At 62.2% G+C, this 18,642-nt stretch carries 10 protein-coding genes; 5 read left to right on the top strand and 5 right to left on the bottom strand.

Annotated elements, in window-relative coordinates; translation table 11 throughout:
- Positions 1–66 precede the first annotated feature (66 nt).
- Genes murJ through BLS48_RS19235 form a run of 3 tightly spaced genes read right to left on the bottom strand, consistent with a single transcriptional unit; the run spans position 67 to position 5,416 of the window.
- Positions 67–1,674, bottom strand: a complete 1,608-nt coding sequence (gene murJ / locus BLS48_RS19245) for a murein biosynthesis integral membrane protein MurJ (protein WP_091580647.1) — start codon at positions 1,672–1,674, stop codon at positions 67–69.
- Positions 1,675–1,720: 46 nt separating this feature from the next.
- On the bottom strand, positions 1,721–4,522 hold the full coding sequence (locus BLS48_RS19240; protein ID WP_091580644.1) for a [protein-PII] uridylyltransferase: 2,802 nt from the start codon (positions 4,520–4,522) through the stop codon (positions 1,721–1,723).
- A 33-nt stretch (positions 4,523–4,555) separates the two neighbouring features.
- Entirely contained in the window at positions 4,556–5,416 is an 861-nt protein-coding gene (locus BLS48_RS19235; RefSeq protein WP_091580642.1) for a glycosyltransferase family 25 protein, read from the bottom strand.
- A 192-nt stretch (positions 5,417–5,608) separates the two neighbouring features.
- Between BLS48_RS19235 and BLS48_RS19230 the strand changes: the two genes are divergently transcribed.
- The 3 genes from BLS48_RS19230 to BLS48_RS19220 all read left to right on the top strand — a co-directional run bounded on the left by BLS48_RS19230 (position 5,609) and on the right by BLS48_RS19220 (position 9,492).
- The gene (locus BLS48_RS19230; protein WP_091580639.1) at positions 5,609–8,119 is read left to right on the top strand and encodes a heavy metal translocating P-type ATPase; all 2,511 of its coding nucleotides are present in this window, start codon (positions 5,609–5,611) and stop codon (positions 8,117–8,119) included.
- Between the two features lie 43 nt (positions 8,120–8,162).
- On the top strand, positions 8,163–8,552 hold the full coding sequence (gene copM, locus BLS48_RS19225) for a CopM family metallochaperone (RefSeq protein WP_091580637.1): 390 nt from the start codon (positions 8,163–8,165) through the stop codon (positions 8,550–8,552).
- Positions 8,553–8,646: 94 nt separating this feature from the next.
- Positions 8,647–9,492 (top strand): aldo/keto reductase, encoded by an 846-nt coding sequence (locus BLS48_RS19220; RefSeq protein WP_091580634.1) that lies wholly within the window; start codon positions 8,647–8,649, stop codon positions 9,490–9,492.
- Here the strand turns inward: BLS48_RS19220 and mutS are convergent, their stop codons facing one another.
- Positions 9,493–12,222, bottom strand: coding sequence for a DNA mismatch repair protein MutS (gene mutS, locus BLS48_RS19215; RefSeq protein WP_091580631.1), 2,730 nt, complete (start codon positions 12,220–12,222; stop codon positions 9,493–9,495).
- A 212-nt stretch (positions 12,223–12,434) separates the two neighbouring features.
- Here mutS and BLS48_RS19210 point away from each other — a divergent pair, with 212 nt between their 5' ends.
- Positions 12,435–14,714 (top strand): NADP-dependent malic enzyme, encoded by a 2,280-nt coding sequence (locus tag BLS48_RS19210; RefSeq protein WP_091580629.1) that lies wholly within the window; start codon positions 12,435–12,437, stop codon positions 14,712–14,714.
- 61 nt (positions 14,715–14,775) lie between these two features.
- On the opposite strand, the gene BLS48_RS35015 is transcribed toward BLS48_RS19210, so the two are convergent.
- Entirely contained in the window at positions 14,776–18,135 is a 3,360-nt protein-coding gene (locus tag BLS48_RS35015) for an NACHT domain-containing protein (RefSeq protein ID WP_143019446.1), read from the bottom strand.
- A gap of 214 nt (positions 18,136–18,349) precedes the next feature.
- On the opposite strand from BLS48_RS35015, the gene BLS48_RS19195 reads away from it, so the two are divergent.
- Positions 18,350–18,642: transposase (locus BLS48_RS19195; protein ID WP_143019445.1), on the top strand; the 293-nt coding region annotated here is incomplete at its 3' end.

Genomic DNA, 18,642 nt, shown 5'->3' with positions numbered 1-18,642 from the left:
CGACGGCGCGCTTATGGACGAACACGGCGCTCCGATCAAGACCGGCGTCGCCGTCGGTTGCCTGGCCTATTCGTCTGCTTCGGTTTTTACGGCGGGGGGTGTTCCCTTTGCCGTGCCTCGCTTGATGTTGCGCCGGATCATGCCGAAATCGGCGCCTCCGGTGACGAAGGCGGCAATGAAGTAGAGCAGCGCCCCACCGGCGACGAGCGACAGAAGCGTCGTCGCCTTGACGATCAGCGGTGAGCCGGGGCCGAGCCTGACGGCGAACCAGTGTTCGGCAAAATAGAGCGCGACCGCCATCACCATCGCCGACAGCACCAGTCGCGGAATGCGCTTCATCAGCGGCACGTCGCGGCCCCAATGGCCACGCCGGATCAGGACGCCGAGCAGCATCAGCGCGTTGACCCAGCCGGCAACGGCCGAGGCGACGGCGATGCCGGGCGCGCCCATCGACGGAAACAGCGTCAGCGCCGTGGTGACGTTGACCGCCACCGAGATGGCGGCAAAGATCATCGGTGTGCGCGTATCCTCACGGGCGAAATAGCCGGGGGTGAATGCCTTGATCAGCACGAAGGCCGGCAGGCCGAGGCCGAAGATAGCCAGGATCGCCGCCACCGTCGGCGTCGAGCCGTTGGCGGCGAACGCGCCTCTCTCATAGACCAGCCGCACGATCGGCTCTGACATGACCCAGAGCGCGGCGGCCGCCGGCAGGGTCAGGAACAGCGTGAACTCGACCGAGCGGTTCTGCAGGTTGGCGGCCTCGATCAGATTGCCTGACTTCAGCGCCCGCGACAGTTCGGGCAACAGCACGATCGCGACCGCGACGCCGACGACGCCGAGCGGCAGCTGGTAGATGCGGTCGGCATAGGCGAGCGAGGACACCGCGCTGTTCTGCGCCGAGGCGATCGCCGTGCCGATCAGCTGGTTGATCTGGGTGATGCCGCCGGTGATCGCCGCCGGCAGCGCCAGGATCAGCAGGCGCTTGACCGCGGGCGTCATTTTCGGGCGGCGGAAGCCGATCGAGATGCCGGCATGGCGCACCGCCACCCAGACGATCGCCAGTTGCACCAGTCCGGCGGCAAGCACGCCCCACGACAGGCCGAAGCCGACGGTGCGCGCGTCCGCCCCCTTGTACCAGGCATAGGCGAGCACGCCGATCAGGATGATGTTGAGGAACACCGGCGCCACCGCGGCGGCGAAGTAGCGGCGCAGCGAATTCAGCATGCCCGCCATCATGGCGCCCAGCGACATGCAGATCAGGTAGGGGAACATGATCGTCGCCAGCGTCACCGTGGTGTCGAATTTCCCCGGCGTGCTGGCAAAACCCGGCGCCACCAGATAGCGCACGATCAGCGGCATCGCCAGTTCCATGACGATGGTCAGCGCCAGCAGCGCCGTGAACAGCACGCCGAACACTTCCTCGGAGAAGCGCTTGGCGCCATCGGTGCCATGGGTCTCTATCTCCTTGGCGAACAGTGGCACGAAGGCGGCGTTGAAGGCGCCCTCGGCGAACAGCCGGCGAAAGGTGTTGGGAAACTGGAAGGCGGCGTTGAAGGCGTCGGCGATAGGTCCGGTGCCGAGCGCCGCCGCCATCAGCATCTCGCGGCCGAAGCCGAGCGCACGGCTCATCAGCGTGCCGGAAGCGACCGTTGCGAATTTCTTGACGAGGCTCATAGGTCTGGGAACTGCCTGCGGGATGGGGACAAGTGGATTGTGATCGTCACTCGGCGGCCGCCTTGGCCTTGCCGCCGCGCTCGGGCGCGATGCCTTCGAGCGTCGTCATCAGCCGGTTGCGAATGGTGGCGATGCGTGCCGGGCTGTCGATCTTCTGGCCGGTGAGATCGGTGACATAGAAGGTGTCGATGACCTTCTCGCCGAAGGTGGTGATGTGGGCCGAGGCGATGTCGAGCGACAGGTCGGACAACGTTCCGGTGATCTCCGACAGCAGCCCGGGCCGGTCCAGGCCCTCGACCTCGATGACCGAAAAACGGTTCGACAGCGTGTTGCGGATTTCGGCGCGCGGCGGGATCTTGAACACCTTGGCGCCGCGCCGCGGCTTGGTGCGCTTCTCGATCATCTCCGGCAGCCAGCTCTTGCCCGACAGCACGTCCTCGATCAGCCGCCCGACACGCTCGGCGCGTCGGCGCTCGTCCTCGTCGCGGTCGAACTCGCGGGAGATCAGGATGGTGTCCAGGGCGCGGCCATCCGAAGTGGTGAAGATCTGCGCGTCGACGATGTTGCCGCCGGCTCCGGCGCAGGCCCCGGCGACAACCGAGAGCAGGCGGGGATGATCCTGCGCCAGCACGGTGATCTCGGTCACCGCCTCGAACTGGTGGGTCTTGACCATGGTGGCGAGCTTGTTGCCCGCAACGTCGGCTTCGCGGATGAACTCGGCATGGCGCAACTGGTCGGCGAGATCGACGGTCAGCAGGTAGTTCTCATAGTGCAGGCCGACATAGCGCTTGCGCGCCTTGTCCGGCCAGTTGGCGAGCGCCTCGGCCAGACGCTCGCGCGCCGCCGCCGTCCGCTGGGCGCGCGACACTTCCGAAAACCCGCCGGTCAAGAGCAGTTCGGTCTCGTAGTAGAGCGTGCGCAGCAACTGGCCCTTCCAGCCGTTCCAGACGCCCGGTCCGACGCCTCTGATGTCGCACACGGTCAGGATCAAAAGCAGCTTCAGCCGCTCCACCGACTGCACGATCGAGGCGAAATCCTCGATCGTCTTGCGGTCGTTGAGGTCGCGGGTCTGCGCCGTCATCGACATCACGAGATGATGCTCGACCAGCCAGGCGACCGTTTCGGTGTCGGCGGCCGAAAGCCCCATATGCGGACAGATACGGCGGGCGATTCTGGCCCCGGCCTCGGAGTGATCCTCCGGCCTGCCCTTGGCGATGTCGTGCAGGAGTACGGCGACATACAACGCCTCGCGGCTCTTCCTGAGCCCCGAAATCAGCGTGTGCGACAGCGGGTGGATTTTTTCGCCGTCGCCACGCTCGATCTCCGCCAGCACGCCAATGCAGCGGATCAGATGCTCGTCCACCGTATAATGGTGGTACATCGAGAACTGCATCATGGCGACGATCTTGCCGAAATCCGGGATTAGTCTGCCCAGCAGCCCGGCCTCGTTCATGCGCCGCAGGTTGAGTTCGGCGTTGCGATCCGAGGTCAGGATGTCGAGGAACAGCCGGTTGGCCTCCTCGTCGCGCCGCAGCGACTTGTTGACCAGGCCAAGCGAGCGGGTCAACAGTTTCAGCGCATCGGGATGGAATTCCAGACCGTGCTTGTCGGCGAACCAGAACAACCTCAGCAGATTGACCGGATCGCGCTGGAAAACCTGGTCGTCGGCGATGTTGATGCGGTGATTATCGACGATGAAGTCCGACGTGCCGGCAAGCTTGCGCTTGCGCCGCGAGAAAGTGAGGAAGATGCGGTTGAAGCCCGGCACATGCTTGGCCTGCTCTTCCTCGAGCGCGGCGCAGAAGATGCGGGTCAGGTCGCCGACATCCTTGGCCACGAGGAAGTAGTGCTTCATGAAACGTTCGACCGCCGACAGTCCAGGGTGGCTGGTGTAACCCAGCCGCTCGGCGATCTCGCGCTGGATGTCGAAATGCAGTCGTTCCTCGGCCTTGCCGGTGAGGAAATGCATGTGGCATCGCACCGCCCACAGGAAATCCTCGGCCTTCTGGAACTCCCGGTATTCGCCTTCGGTGAAGACGCCCTTGTCGACCAGCTCCTCGCCGGTGCGCACCCGGTAGAAGTACTTGCCGATCCAGAACAGCGTCTGCAGGTCACGCAGGCCACCTTTTCCGTCCTTGACGTTGGGCTCGACGAGATAACGGCTTTCACCAGCCTTGGCATGGCGGTCGTCGCGTTCGGCAAGCTTGGCCTGGACATATTCGGGGCCAGTCGTGCGCACCACCTCATGGTCGAAGCGCAGCATCAGTTCGTCATAGAGCTTGAGCTCGCCCCACAGGAAACGCGCTTCGAGGATCGAGGTCCGGATGGTGATGTCGGTGCGCGACAGGCGCAGGCATTCGTCGATGTTGCGGGTGGCGTGGCCAACCTTGAGCCCGAGATCCCACAGCATGTAGAGCATGTATTCGACGGTCTGCTCGCCCCACGGCGTCTGCTTGTAGGGCAGCAGGAACAACAGGTCGATGTCGGACCCGGGCGCCAGCGTGCCGCGGCCATAGCCGCCGACCGCGACGACGGCCATGCGCTCCGCCGAAGATGGGTTCTTGACCCGGTAGACATGCGTGACGGCGAAATCGTAAAGCGCCCGGATGATCTCGTCCATGAGATGCGACAGCCGCGCCGAGCAGGCACGGCCGCTGCCGTCGTCCCTCAGCATGCGTTCGGCGATGGCGCGCCCGTCCGCCAGCCGCCCCTTGAGAAGCTGGAGCACACCGCTGCGCGCGGTCTGTCCCGAGCCGTCCCCGGCCGTGGCCCGGGTCAGCGCGGTCATCTCGCGGCGCAAGGCTTCGCCGTCGATCAGTTCATCGAGCTTCAGGGAGATTTTCGCCATAGGTACCGGTTGGCCTTGCCTTTTGGGCGGCGTCTATAGCGCGTTTTCACGGCGCTGGGTATGGGCTCCGCTGGCGACCCTGCAAGCGGCCTGATCCTTTGCCGCGGGCGGATCGAGCGGGATGACCCTATATTGCCGCAGCCTGCAGAAATCGATGATCCACTCGACGATCCGCCTGGTCTCTATACGTATTTTCTCGGCGATCGGCTTTTTGCGCTTTACGGTCAGCCCGCTCGCGACCCATTCGGCGTCCCGTTCCTCGGAAAGCAGGCTTGGCAGCCTGTCGTCCACGAACTGGTCCTGCGCGCAGAGCGCGGGAACGAGCTGGTAGATCGTCTTGCTGCCCGATGTCGGGAACGCCGGGTTGAAGACGAGATCGTCGGCCGCGGCGTTGGTCTGCGCGGTTGCTTCCAGGAGATCGCGTGCCATCTGCCTTGAGAGGACGTAGCCGCCGGTTCCCATGTGGCTCCTGCGGAGCCTGAACACAGAAAAACCGCGACCAACGGAAGTCTTTTTCCGCTGGATCATGGTTTTGCTGAAGAATGTTTCGAGCTTGATGGCATCGGCGTCGGCCGGAATCCAGCCGGCATCAGCCAGCAAGGCACCGGCTTTCGCGGAAAACACCATGTCATCCTCGAAGACGGCGCCGTAGGGCGCGTCGTCCTGCGCGATGATCGACCAACAGGCGCGATGGCTATGCATGCAGGCGATCTCGCTGCGGGACAGGCGCCGGATGGCGTACATCGCATGCTGTGGCTGCAGCACCAGGTCGGGATGGTCACGGGCATCGATTGCGACGATTCGCTCAAAGGCGATGCCAATGCGGGCAAACTCCGCCGTGATATGGGCAAGCCGGTCTGGAGACCGATCGAGATTGATGACCAGACATTTCATTGTCTACGGGATCGGCAGCGTTGTTGGAAGACCGGGGTCTATTAGCACACGCTGCGCTACGAGATATGGGCTTTTTCCGGGCGAATCGCGCGAGCGGTACCCGAAATGCGAAAATTCAGAACAGCCCTTGACCTTCCAGTTACTGGAAGCACTACCTCCAGCATTGAAGCAGAGGCATCGAGGCACTTCCAAATGACGCATTCAGATCACGATCATCACGCGCATGGCGCGCATGGCAGCTGCTGCGCGGCAAAAGCCGCGGCTGGCGACACGAGCGTGGTGCGCGATCCGGTCTGCGGCATGACCGTCGATCCGGCGGCCGGCAAGCCAAGCGCCGAGCATGGCGGCCACCTCTATCATTTCTGCAGCGAAGGCTGCCGCACGAAATTTGTCGCCGAGCCGGAGAAATTCCTGACGGCCACCGACCCGGTCTGCGGCATGAGTGTCGACCGCGCCACGGCGAAGCACTTTGTCCGTCACGAAGGCCAAGGCTTCTATTTCTGCTCCGCCGGCTGCAAGGCGAAATTCGAGGCCGAGCCGCAGAAATATCTTGGCGACAGGCCGGCGCCGCAGCCGATGCCCAAGGGCACGCAATACACCTGTCCGATGCATCCCGAGATCATCCGCGACAAGCCCGGCTCCTGCCCGATCTGTGGCATGGCCCTGGAGCCGATGGGCGTGCCGACAGGCGATGAAGGGCCAAATCCCGAACTGGTCGATTTTACCAGGCGGTTCTGGGTTAGCGCGGCCCTGTCGGTCCCGCTTCTGATCATGGCCATGGCGCCCATGATCGGCCTGACGTTTGGAGGCCTGGTCGAGGATCGGACAAAGGTCTGGATCGAGCTGGTCCTGGCAAGCCCGGTGGTGCTTTGGGCCGCCTTCCCCTTCTTTCATCGCGGCTGGGATTCGATCCTCAACCGCAGCCCCAACATGTGGACGCTGATCTCGCTCGGAGTCGGCGCGGCCTATCTCTACAGCGTCGTCGCCACGCTGTTTCCGGATATCTTCCCGCACCAGTTTCGCGGCCATGGTGGCGCGGTACCGGTCTATTTCGAGGCCGCTGCGGTCATCGTCGCGCTGGTCTTCCTTGGCCAGGTGCTGGAGCTGCGTGCCCGCGAAATGACCGGCTCGGCGATCCGTGCCTTGCTCGATCTCGCGCCGAAGACCGCGCGGCTGATCGCCGCCGACGGGTCGGAAAGCGACGTGCCGCTCGACGCGGTCAAGGCCGGCGACCGCTTGCGCATTCGCCCCGGTGACGCCGTGCCGGTCGACGGCACCGTTCTGGACGGCCGTTCTTCAGTCGACGAATCGATGATCACAGGCGAACCGTTGCCGGTCGAAAAGGCCGAAGGCGATGCGCTGACCGGCGGCACGCTCAACAAGAACGGCTCGCTGATCATGCGTGCCGACCGGATCGGCGCCGAGACCACGCTGGCGCGCATCGTCGAGCTCGTCGCCAAGGCGCAGCGCTCGCGTGCGCCGATCCAGGGGCTGGCCGACCGCGTGTCGTTCTACTTTGTCCCGGCCGTCGTTCTTGTCGCGCTCGTGGCCTTCGCCGCCTGGGCGATCTTCGGACCGGAGCCCAGCCTGATCTTCGCCATTGTTTCGGCAGTGTCGGTGCTGATCATCGCCTGTCCTTGCGCGCTCGGCCTCGCCACGCCGATGTCGATCATGACCGCCACCGGGCGCGGGGCGCATGCAGGTGTGCTGATCAAGGAAGCCGCGGCGCTCGAGCGCTTTGCCTCGGTCGACACGCTGATCGTTGACAAGACCGGCACCTTGACCGAGGGCCGGCCGCGATTGACCGATGTCGTCGCTGTCGAGGGCATCGTCGACAATGAATTGCTGGCGCTTGCCGCCGCTCTGGAAAAAGGCTCGGAGCATCCGCTTGCCGAGGCGATCGTCGAGGGGGCTGGCGCACGTGGCCTGAAGATCACTGAGGCCAGCGATTTCGAGGCGGTCACCGGCAAGGGCGTTTCCGGCGCCGTGTCGGGACAGAAGGTCGCGCTCGGCAACGCGACGATGATGGCCGATCTCGGCATCGACATCGCATCCATCGCAGCCAGGACGGAGACGCTGCAGGCTGAAGGCAAGACGGTTATGTTTGTCGCTGCGGGCAAGAAGCTGGCTGGCATCGTCGCCGTCGCCGACCCCATCAAGGCGACCACGGCCGAGGCGATCAAGGCGCTGCACGACAGCGGGTTGAGGATCATCATGGCGACCGGCGACAATGAGCGCACGGCCAACGCGATCGCCAGAAGCCTCGGCATCGACGAGGTCCGTGCCGGAATGTTGCCGGAACAGAAGGCAGCGCTCGTCGAGGAACTGCGCGCCAAGGGCGCTGGCGTCGCAATGGCGGGCGACGGCGTCAACGATGCACCGGCACTTGCCGCCGCCGATGTCGGCATCGCCATGGGCACCGGCGCCGATGTCGCGGTCGAGAGCGCCGGCATCACTTTGGTCAAGGGCGACCTCAACGGCATCGTGCGGGCACGCACGCTGGCGCGGGCGACGATCGGCAACATCCGCCAGAACCTGTTCTTCGCCTTCCTCTACAACGTGCTTGGCGTGCCGGTCGCCGCCGGCGTGCTCTATCCGCTCACCGGCACGCTTCTGTCGCCGATGCTGGCAGCGGCGGCGATGAGCCTGTCCTCGGTGTCGGTGATATCAAATGCGTTGCGATTGAGAACGTTGAAACTCTGAGCAAAGCCCCCAAATACGACATCCACTCAACAGGAGACCATGAATGACCTTGGCTAAGAAACTCGTGCTGTTGCTGATGGCGGCCGGAATGCTGCTTGCCGTCTTTCTCGAAAGTGTTCCGGCGCAGAGCGAGGAAATGAAACACGACATGGCCGGCATGGCGATGGGCGCGGACAGTCCCTCGACCGACGCCTACAAGGCGGCGATGGACAAGATGCATGGCGACATGATGATCGAATATTCCGGCAATGCCGATGTCGACTTTGTCAGGGGGATGATCCCGCATCACCAGGGTGCCATCGACATGGCCAAGGTCGAGCTTGCCAACGGCAAGGATCCGGAAATCCGCAAACTGGCCGAGGCGGTCATCGCCGCGCAGGAAGCCGAGATCAAGCAGATGCAGGACTGGCTTGCCGCTCATCCCGTGAAGTGAGCTTTCTGCCGGTGGCGAAGAAAATCCGGGGAGGACTGTCTCTGGATTTCTCGCCGGGGCTGTGATGCGATCAAGCCCCAACCGGAGCCCCGCCATGCCGTCGATCATCAGAACCACTACGCTGCCCTCCGGCGAAGTCGTCCCCATTCTCGGTCAGGGCACCTGGAAGATGGGCGAGGACGCCCGCCGTCGCGCCGATGAGGTCAACGCCCTGAAGCTCGGCCTCGATCTTGGCGTGACGCTGATCGACACCGCTGAAATGTATGCCAGCGGCGGCGCCGAGGAGGTGGTGGCCGAAGCCATTGCCGGGCGCCGCGCCGAGACCTTCCTGGTCTCAAAGGTGCTGCCGTCCAACGCTTCGCGCGCCGGCGTCCTGCGCGCCTGCGAGAACAGCCTGAAGCGCCTGCGCACCGACTGCATCGATCTTTATCTGCTGCATTGGCCGGGCAGCGTGCCGTTGACAGAGACGGTCGCGGCCTTCGAGGCTTTGAAGAAGGCCGGCAAGATCCGCCACTGGGGCGTCAGCAATTTCGATACCGACGAGATGCAGGAACTGGCATTGCTGCCGTCCGGCGCCAACGTCCAGACCAACCAGGTGCTCTACAATCTGGTCCGGCGCGGCGTCGAGTTCGATCTGGCGCCCTGGAGCAGCGAGCGTGGCATTCCACTGATGGCCTATTCGCCGGTCGAGCAGGGCGCGCTGGCGCGCAATGCCCGGCTCGACGCCGTTGCCGCCCGCCACAATGCGACGCCAGCACAAATCGCGCTTGCCTGGGTGATGCACCAGGACGGCGTCATCGCCATCCCCAAGGCCAGCAGCCAGGAGCATGTCCGCCAGAATGTCGCCGCGCTCGACATCAGGCTTACGCAGCAAGATATCGCCGATCTCGACCGTGCCTTCCCGCCACCGACCCGCAAGCGCGGGCTGGAGATGATCTGACTATTTCCCCGCCAGTCCCTTCAGCCGGTACAGTGCTTCGAGCGCTTCCCTTGGCGTCATCTCGTCGGGATTGATGTCGCTAAGCGCCGCACCCAGCGCGTCGCTCTTCGCCGGCTTCGGCGCTTCTCGCTTCACGGCTACCGAAAACAATGGCAGGTCGTCGACCAGCCGGTTGGTCTTGCCGGAAACCTCGCCTTCTTCCAGCTGGTGCAGCACTTCCTTGGCCCGGTCGACCACCGCTTCCGGCAGGCCGGCTAGCCGCGCCACCTGCACGCCGTAGGAGCGGTCGGCGGCACCCTTGCCGACCTCGTGCAGGAAGACGACGTCGTTTTCCCATTCCTTGACCCGCATAGTGACGTTGTGCAGTCGCGCCAGCTTGCCGGCGAGCGAGGTCATTTCGTGGAAATGGGTGGCGAAGATCGCCCGGCAGCGGTTCTTCTCGTGCAGGTATTCGACCGCCGCCCAGGCGATCGACAGGCCGTCGAAAGTAGCGGTGCCGCGGCCGATCTCGTCGAGGATCACCAGCGCCCGTTCGCCCGCCTGGTTGAGGATCGCCGCCGTCTCGACCATCTCGACCATGAAGGTCGAGCGGCCGCGCGCCAGATCGTCCGAGGCGCCGACGCGCGAAAATAATCGGTCGACGACGCCGATATGGGCTGACGTCGCCGGCACGAAGGAGCCGGTCTGGGCCAGGATGGCGATCAGCGCGTTCTGCCGCAGGAAGGTCGACTTGCCGCCCATGTTGGGGCCGGTCAAAAGCCAGATCGCGCCGTTTTTCGCGCTCCCCTCCGGCGACAGGTCGCAGTCATTGGCAACGAACGGGCCTTCGCCGGAGCGGCGCAGGGCCTGCTCGACGACAGGATGCCGGCCGCCCGCAATCTCGAAGGCGAGGCTGGAATCCACCACCGGCCGGCACCAGGCCTCGCTTTCCGACAAGAGCGCGAGCGCCGCCGACACGTCGAGCACGGCGAGTGCATCGGCGCCGGCGCGGATCTTTTCCGCTTCGCCGACCGCTTCCGCCGTCAACGCGTCGAATGCGGCCAGCTCGATGCTGAGCGCCCGGTCGGCGGCATTGGCGATCTTTGTCTCGAGTTCGGCGAGTTCGGTCGTGGTGAAACGCATGGCGTTGGCCATGGTCTGGCGGTGGATGAAGCGCGCCTTGGCGCCATCGCTGCCGGCCATGACCGCGTGATGGTTGGCGGTCACCTCGATGTAGTAGCCGAGCACATTGTTGTGCCGGATCTTCAGCGAGCGGATGCCGGTCTCGTCGATCAGCGAGCGCTCCAGCCCGGCAATCACTTTGCGCGATTCGTCGCGCAGCGCCCGCATCTCGTCGAGATCGGCATGGTAGCCGCCGCGCACGAAACCGCCGTCGCGCTTGAGCAGCGGCAATTCCTCGCCAAGCGCCTGCGTCAGATGCTGGGCAAGCGCCTGGGGCAGCGCATGAATAGCCGCCAGCGCCGCCGTGAGTTCCTGGGGCAGGGCGGTCGCGGCGAAGATCTCGGCGATCGCGCCCGCCGCCTCGAAGCCGGCGCGCAGCGCGCCGAGGTCGCGCGGGCCGCCACGATTGAGCGCCAGCCTGGACAAAGCGCGCGGCATGTCGGCGACGCTCTTCAGGTTCGCCCGCACCGCCTGGCACAGCCGCGTCTCGGAGCGGAAGAACGACACCGAGTCGAGGCGCTCGCCGATCGCCGCCGGGTCGGTCAGCGGTGCCATCAGCCGGTCGGCGAGCAGCCTTGCGCCGCCGCCGGTCACTGTGCGGTCGATCGCCTTGAACAGCGAACCTTCGCGGCTGCCCGACAGCGTGCGCAGCAGTTCCAGATTGCCGCGTGTCGCCGGATCGATGAACAGGGTCGAGCCCTGCTCCTCGCGCTCCGGGCGTGACAGCGGCGGCCGCTCGGCCTTCTGCGTCTTCTCGACATAGGCGATGGCGCCCGAGATCGCCGACAGCTCGGCGCGCGAAAAAGCGCCAAAGCTGTCCGGCGTCGCCACGTCGAAGAAGCGCGTGATGCGCCCGGTGGCCGAGGCCGAATCGAACAGCGACGGTGGCTGCGGGTTGGCGACGCGGCCGAGCACGTCGAACACCGGCTTCAGCTCCGGATCATGGAACACGGGCTCGGCGACGATCAGTTCGCGCGGATCGACACGGAAGATGTCGGCGAGCAGCCGGTCGGCGGTGGTGTCGGTGACGCGGAAGGCCCCGGTCGAGATGTCGATCCAGGCCAGGGCGAAGGAGTGCTCCGCCCCGCCCTTCACCCGCCCCAGCGCCATCAGGAAACTTGATTCCGACGGCGCCAGCAATTTGTCCTCGGTGATTGTGCCTGGCGTCACCAGCCGCACCACGTCGCGGCGCACCACCGATTTGCCGCCGCGTTTCTTCGCCTCGGCCGGATCCTCGATCTGCTCGCAGACGGCAACGCGGAATCCCTGGCCGATCAGCTTCTGCAGATAGTCGTCGGCGGCATGCACCGGCACGCCGCACATCGGAATGTCGTGGCCCTGGTGCTTGCCGCGCTTGGTCAGGACGATGCCCAGCGCGCGGCTCGCCTTCTCGGCGTCGTCGAAGAACAGCTCGTAGAAATCGCCCATGCGGTAGAACAGAAGCGAATCCGGGTTCGCCGCCTTGATCTCGATGAACTGCTCCATCATCGGCGTGACGGCGGCAGTGGCAGTTGGCAATGACGTCATCGCCTCGGGAGCGTCGGGCTCGTTCAGGGTGTGCATGTTCATACGCGGCACGCTAGCAGAAGTGATCGCGCGGTTTAATGCCGGGCCCGCGAAAAGCAGGGGACGACGGAGGCTGTCGCTTGCCTGCATTTGCCCTTCCGTCTGCGATTCCCGCTCGCTGGCGGTTTACACGCGGCGGCGTGTGGTCTTAATTCGGACCGAAACAAAGCACCCGCTTCAACGAGGTGCTGCATCGGTGAGGAAATCAAGACATCATGGCCAGGAAAACCGAGAACAGCGGTCCGTCCGTCAGCGCGCAGGAAGCGCTCGAATTCCACTCCATGGGTCGCCCCGGCAAGCTGGAGGTCGTCGCCACCAAGCCGATGGCCACCCAACGCGACCTGAGCCTCGCCTATTCGCCGGGTGTCGCGGTTCCCGTCCTGGCCATCGCCGAGGACCCCAGTCGCGCCTTCGACTACACGACGCGCGGCAACATGGTCGCCGTCATTTCCAACGGCACCGCCATCCTTGGCCTCGGCAATCTCGGCGCGCTGGCCTCCAAGCCGGTTATGGAAGGCAAGGCGGTGCTGTTCAAGCGCTTCGCCGATGTCGATTCCATCGACCTCGAGGTCGACACCGAGGATGCCGACGAGTTCATCAACTGCGTGCGCTACCTCGGCCCCTCCTTCGGCGGCATCAACCTCGAGGACATCAAGGCGCCGGAGTGCTTCATCATCGAGCAACGCCTGCGCGAGCTGATGGACATTCCGGTCTTCCACGACGACCAGCACGGCACCGCCATCATCTCGGCCGCCGGCCTGATCAATGCGCTGGAAATCACCGGCCGCGACATGAAGACCACGAAAATGGTCTGCAACGGCGCTGGCGCCGCCGGCATCGCCTGCATCGAGCTGCTGAAGGCGATGGGCTTCGCACCGGAGAACATCACCTTGTGCGATACCAAGGGCGTCGTCTTCCAGGGCCGCACCGAAGGCATGAACCAGTGGAAGTCGGCGCATGCGATCAAGACCGAGGCGCGCAGCCTCGCCGAGGCGCTCGACGGCGCCGACGTCTTCCTCGGCCTTTCCGCCAAAGGCGCGCTGACCCCGGCGATGGTGCAGTCGATGGCCAAGAACCCGATCATCTTCGCCATGGCCAATCCCGACCCGGAGATCACGCCCGAGGAAGTGACCGAGATCCGCACCGACGCCATCATGGCCACCGGCCGGTCGGACTATCCGAACCAGGTCAACAACGTGCTCGGCTTCCCCTACATCTTCCGTGGCGCGCTGGATGTGCGGGCCACCACCATCAATGACGACATGAAGATCGCCGCGGCACGCGCACTGGCAGCCCTCGCGCGCCAGGACGTGCCCGACGACGTCGCCGCCGCCTATCAGGGCAACCGGCCGAAATTCGGTCCCAACTACATCATCCCGGTGCCGTTCGACCCGCGCCTGATCTCGGCCATCCCGATCGCGGTGGCCAAGGCGGCTATGGATTCGGGCGTCGCCCGCAAACCGATCCTCGACCTCGACCGCTATGCCCAGGAACTGTCCGCCCGCCGCGATCCGATCGCCTCGACCCTGCAGCGCATCTACGACCGTGTGCGCCGCCAGCCCAAGCGCATCGTCTTCGCCGAGGGCGAGGAGGAGCAGGTGATGCGCGCCGCCGTCTCCTACGTGAACCAGCGGCTCGGCACCGCCATCCTGCTCGGCCGTGACGACGTCATCAAGGAGAACGCCAAGAACGCCGGCATCGACCTCAACAAGCAAGGCATCGAGATCATCAATGCCCGACTGTCGCGCCGCAACGCGATCTACACCGACTATCTCTACGAGCGCATGCAGCGGAAGGGCTTCCTGTTCCGCGACTGCCAGCGCCTGATCAACAACGACCGCAACCATTTCGCCGCCTGCATGGTGGCGCTGGGCGACGCCGACGGCATCGTCACCGGCGTCACCCGCAACTATTCCACCGCGCTCGACGACATCCGCCGCGTCATCGACGCCAAGCCCGGCCACCGCGTCATCGGTGTCTCGATCGTGCTGGCGCGGGGCAGAACCGTGCTCGTCGCCGATACCGCCGTGCACGACATGCCGAACGCCGAGCAGATCGCCGACATCGCCGAGGAGGCGGCCGGCTTCGCCCGCCGCATGGGCTACGAGCCGAGGCTCGCCATGCTCGCCTATTCCACCTTCGGCCATCCGCAGGGCGAACGCTCCGAGCGCGTCCAGGAAGCCGTGCGCATCCTCGACAAGCGTCGCGTCGATTTCGAATATGATGGCGAGATGGCCGCCGATGTCGCGCTCAACGCCCGCGCCATGGCGCAATATCCGTTCATCCGCCTGACCGGCCCGGCCAATGTGCTGATCATGCCGGCGTTCCACTCGGCCTCGATCTCGACCAAGATGCTGCAGGAACTCGGCGGCTCGACGGTGATCGGCCCGCTGCTGGTCGGCCTCAACAAGCCGGTTCAGATTGTGTCGTTGAACGCGAAGGATAGCGACATCGTCAACATGGCGGCGATCGCGGCGTACACGGCAGGGACGTGACGAACGGTCCGTGCGGCGGACGGACCGACGATCTAGCTACGAAATGCCAGTTCGGTCTAGCTTATTGACTTACGGCGGACGATGGCGGTGCCAGCGCTTGTGGCAGCTCTAGCCGATCTGCAACAGCCGCTTGTGCGAGCAATACTGGCTGTGCATCCACCGCGTTGCTAAGTGTGTCATACGCAATCCTTGACGCTTGAACCTTCCGTCGCGTCAATACCTCCCGCGCGATTGCGAGCGCTAGCTCTGTACGGGTTCGCCGTTCGGAATCTCGGGCCAGGGCTCGAAGCAAGAAAGGCACCGGAACAGACTCAGAAGCGAGCAATGTTTGCACGATGGTTGACAGATTTGAATCGATGTCCCCCTCGAGAATCCTCAGCATCATAATGCTCGCAGAAATCTCCGACCTATCGCCAGGTACCTCCTGAAACTCGAGTCTCGAAAGCTTACCCTCTTCGGAGGGTCTATACAGTGCGCGATAAAGATTTGCTATCAATGGCAATAGATCTCGAAGATCGGGGTTTGATGAAAAGATATTTAAAAGGGTCTCAAGATGTGAAGAAGACCTAGAAAATAACGATTGCTTAATGGGTAAAAGTTCACGCAAGCGATCCGCCAGTAATTCGTGATTTTTCGCAGTCGGCCAAGCTGCGACAATCGCCGCAACAAGCCAACTTGACGTTTGTCCCGAGGGGGCTTTGTTCTTCGATGATCCAATCAATATCGCGTTGGCCCGTTCGTCATCTAGGGGCAGGTCAGTTCGCGAAATATAGAACAAAAGTGTATTCAAAGCCCAAATGCTGGTCGGCAGGCGCTCGACTAGGTCGAGTAGCTCGGGAAGTGCGTTGGCGTAACCCCTTTCAATTCTTCGGCCGGTGGGAGGAGGTGCGCCCTGTGTAATGAAGTTGCTGGGAATCCCGCCCTCGCCATTGGTGGGAACTAGCTCCAACTGCGTGACGCCGCTCGATTCCCATCGAGTTTCCGCAGCCTCCCACGCAGCAGTGTCTCCATGCAGCCCAGCGCGGAGTTCGTCGCTGCGCTTTCGTAGAGCTTCGACATCGCCGACATTCACCAACAGAGCCCGAAGCACCCACGGAAGCTGCAGGGACTTCGCTTCCTCCAGCAAGTCAAGCCGACACATCTCGTCGAGAAAGGCTGCGGCCGAGGCTGTTGTAGGATCCTCGCAAAAACTCGACACGGATCTTGCGAGGCGCCAAATAGGAAGTGCGCTATCAGGAACCTGCTCCACAAAAACCGACGATCTCATTCCAACATAAGAAAAAGAAATGTTGGTTCGAGATCCATATTTGTCATAAAAATTGGAGTATTTCTGACGCGATGCTGGTTCACATATAAGTAAATCTGGCGGTATTTCGCGCTCGTCGGGAGAATCCGACGCCATGTCCCTTATCCATGCTAAACATCTAGCCGGGCTTGTTTGCCAAAGCGACGTTTTTATTCGATCAATGATGTTACGAGAGTGAGGAATAAAAGAGAGTTCATCAAAGATTTCCAAAACTTCGCTTGGCGTCGTTGGCCACGACTTGGCAAGGAGCTCCGAGGGCCAATCAAAATTGTGATCTTGATCATCTCTGCTTACAAGTCCAAGCAAGCGCAAAGCTGAGTGACGACTGATTATGTCCCCGCCACTAATCGCTTCAACAAAAAAAGGCTCCAGTATCTCTCTGTTGCTCAGGTCCAAGGCGCGTGCGAGTGATCGAATTACGTCGCGGTCGGGAACTGAAAGTAGTTTGATAGCCCTTACGGTAAGCTTCCTGCGATAGATCGGAAGACTCGAAGCGGTCCCGTCCGTAAGGAGCTGAAGCGCCAACCGAGCGCCGACCTTCACGATTCGATCGTTGGGAGACCGGTCGCCTGTATCTAAGCTATCTAGTAACGCTATGATCGGCTCACGAAGTGCTTCATGTGCATTGGAAGCGTATATTTTGCTGCACGCGATTTTGAAAACGTGGAGCCAATGAGCTCTCCCTGCAATTTCATAAAGCCGGTCTTTTATGCGGCCCTCTGGACTTGTTGTTAGACGCGCAGCAGCCATGAACTCTTGAAGTGACCTTACGTCGAAGGCCACCTGGCCCTCGACTTGGCAGCGGAGAAAGACCAGACGGTTTGTCGCGAGATCAACAATTTCGTGAGTTAACCTGGGTAGGTCGTCGTCGAATCCGTCTCGGCGTAGGTGATCCATGACCAGCGTCGAGAATTCCGCAATCGTAAAGAACGCGTTTGCCCCGCCCGTCCCTTCCGCTCGGAGATGTAACAGGTAACCCGCGTCATAGTGAATGCGATCAATCTGCGATCGAAATCTTCCAATAGTCTGGCCGTTTCGGCCGCCCTTGGCGATCTCTCGATCTCGAAGAGTTTCATAATGTCTATAGAATAATGTCCAACGATCCTTAGGTATATTATTATGAGTAGAAACAAGTTGAAACAGCAACATAACCTGCAGCGGGCTGCTCATCAAAGGTGCTGTCGCCTCTTCTTGAGCTGCTTCGGATAGTATCGTCATTATTTCATCACGGCGAGACTCCTCGCTGACCAAAATTGGGGCAGCATAAGAGGCAAGTTTCAAGGCATCGGACGTGTCCAAAAGCTCAAGATTCCAATGTTCCCATAGCTTCGGAGAGAGTTCGTCTTGATAGCCTTGGGGTCTACTCGTCGCGAGGATCAGACTATCGGCATTTTCTTCGTGCAGCGTATCAAGGAACTCCTCTATAGCCAAAATAACCTGAGTTCTGTTGCCGCTATGTGGGACTTCGTCCAGGCCATCCAAGATAACTACCGTCGGTATTTCCTTCATCCAACGGCGAAACGCTGCACTCGTGACGCCAACATCACTAGCTTTTTCCACCTGTTTGGCGAGATAAGCAGCAATAGAGAGATTGGAATCGACTCTGTGTGCCTCGCTTAACGCATCAGCGTACCTCGGCAGTTCCACATGGAACGGATAACGAAGAGGGCCGTCGACCGGAATGCTCTCAACTGCGGCGCGTTTAAGGATGGCTGCAATCGCCGAATTTATTTCCGGAGTCTGGGCGCTTCGAGTCTCTCGCAAAAGCCTGGCGCGACAAAGCTGCGCTAAGAATTGTCCAATGGTGGATTTCCCCTGACCAGGACCGCCGAGCAGAACAATTCGGTTGGGCAAAACGGACCTTCGGCGAAATCTCTTTTCATCGCTACGATCACATTCTTCTTGATACCATGACTGCGGATCGAACTTGTCAAAAGATCGATGCATAAGTGTCGAGAGTATATTTGGATGAGAATGTACTATAAAACTGCCAAATTCGATCTCGTCGTCTTCTGACAATTCAATGTCTTCGTCCTGTTCGCTATGTGTGCTGACGAGATTGCCAAAATCAGCTAGAAAACCGCTGAATGGTTGCTGATCTATGGGCAAGTCCATGAAAACTTCTTCAAGCGATACAGTCCGGCCAACTGCCTGTCCTATGTCTCGCGTCTTGATCTCTCGGGCTTGGCGAAGGCTACTACGAAGGTATTTTGGAAGAACGTCTCCATGTTGATCATTGAGACGGTGTAAGAGACTGCCTCAAAAAGAAGTGGGTGATTTCAATAGGTTGTGATTCCGTCGGATTTGCAAAGATTCGATGGAGCTCACGATGGCCTGGACTGAAATCACCCGTCGGCACTATGCCCGGCGCGCGACCCGTTATGCAAGCGATCTGACGGATCGTGAATGGAGCCTGGTGCAGCCCTTTCTGCCAGCGGCGCGACGTGTCGGGCGTCCCCGCACCACAGATTTGCGAGAGGTGTTGAACGCGCTGCTCTACATCGCCTCGACGGGTTGCCAGTGGCGTATGCTGCCGAAGGATTTCCCGCCCTGTTCAACCGTTCAGCGTTATTTCTACGAATGGAGAGCAACGGGTCTGTGGAGCCGGATCAACCATCATCT

The organism is Mesorhizobium qingshengii (genome assembly GCF_900103325.1).
GTDB classification, from domain to species: Bacteria; Pseudomonadota; Alphaproteobacteria; order Rhizobiales; family Rhizobiaceae; genus Mesorhizobium; species Mesorhizobium qingshengii.
This window is presented reverse-complemented; position numbering and strand designations above follow the sequence as displayed.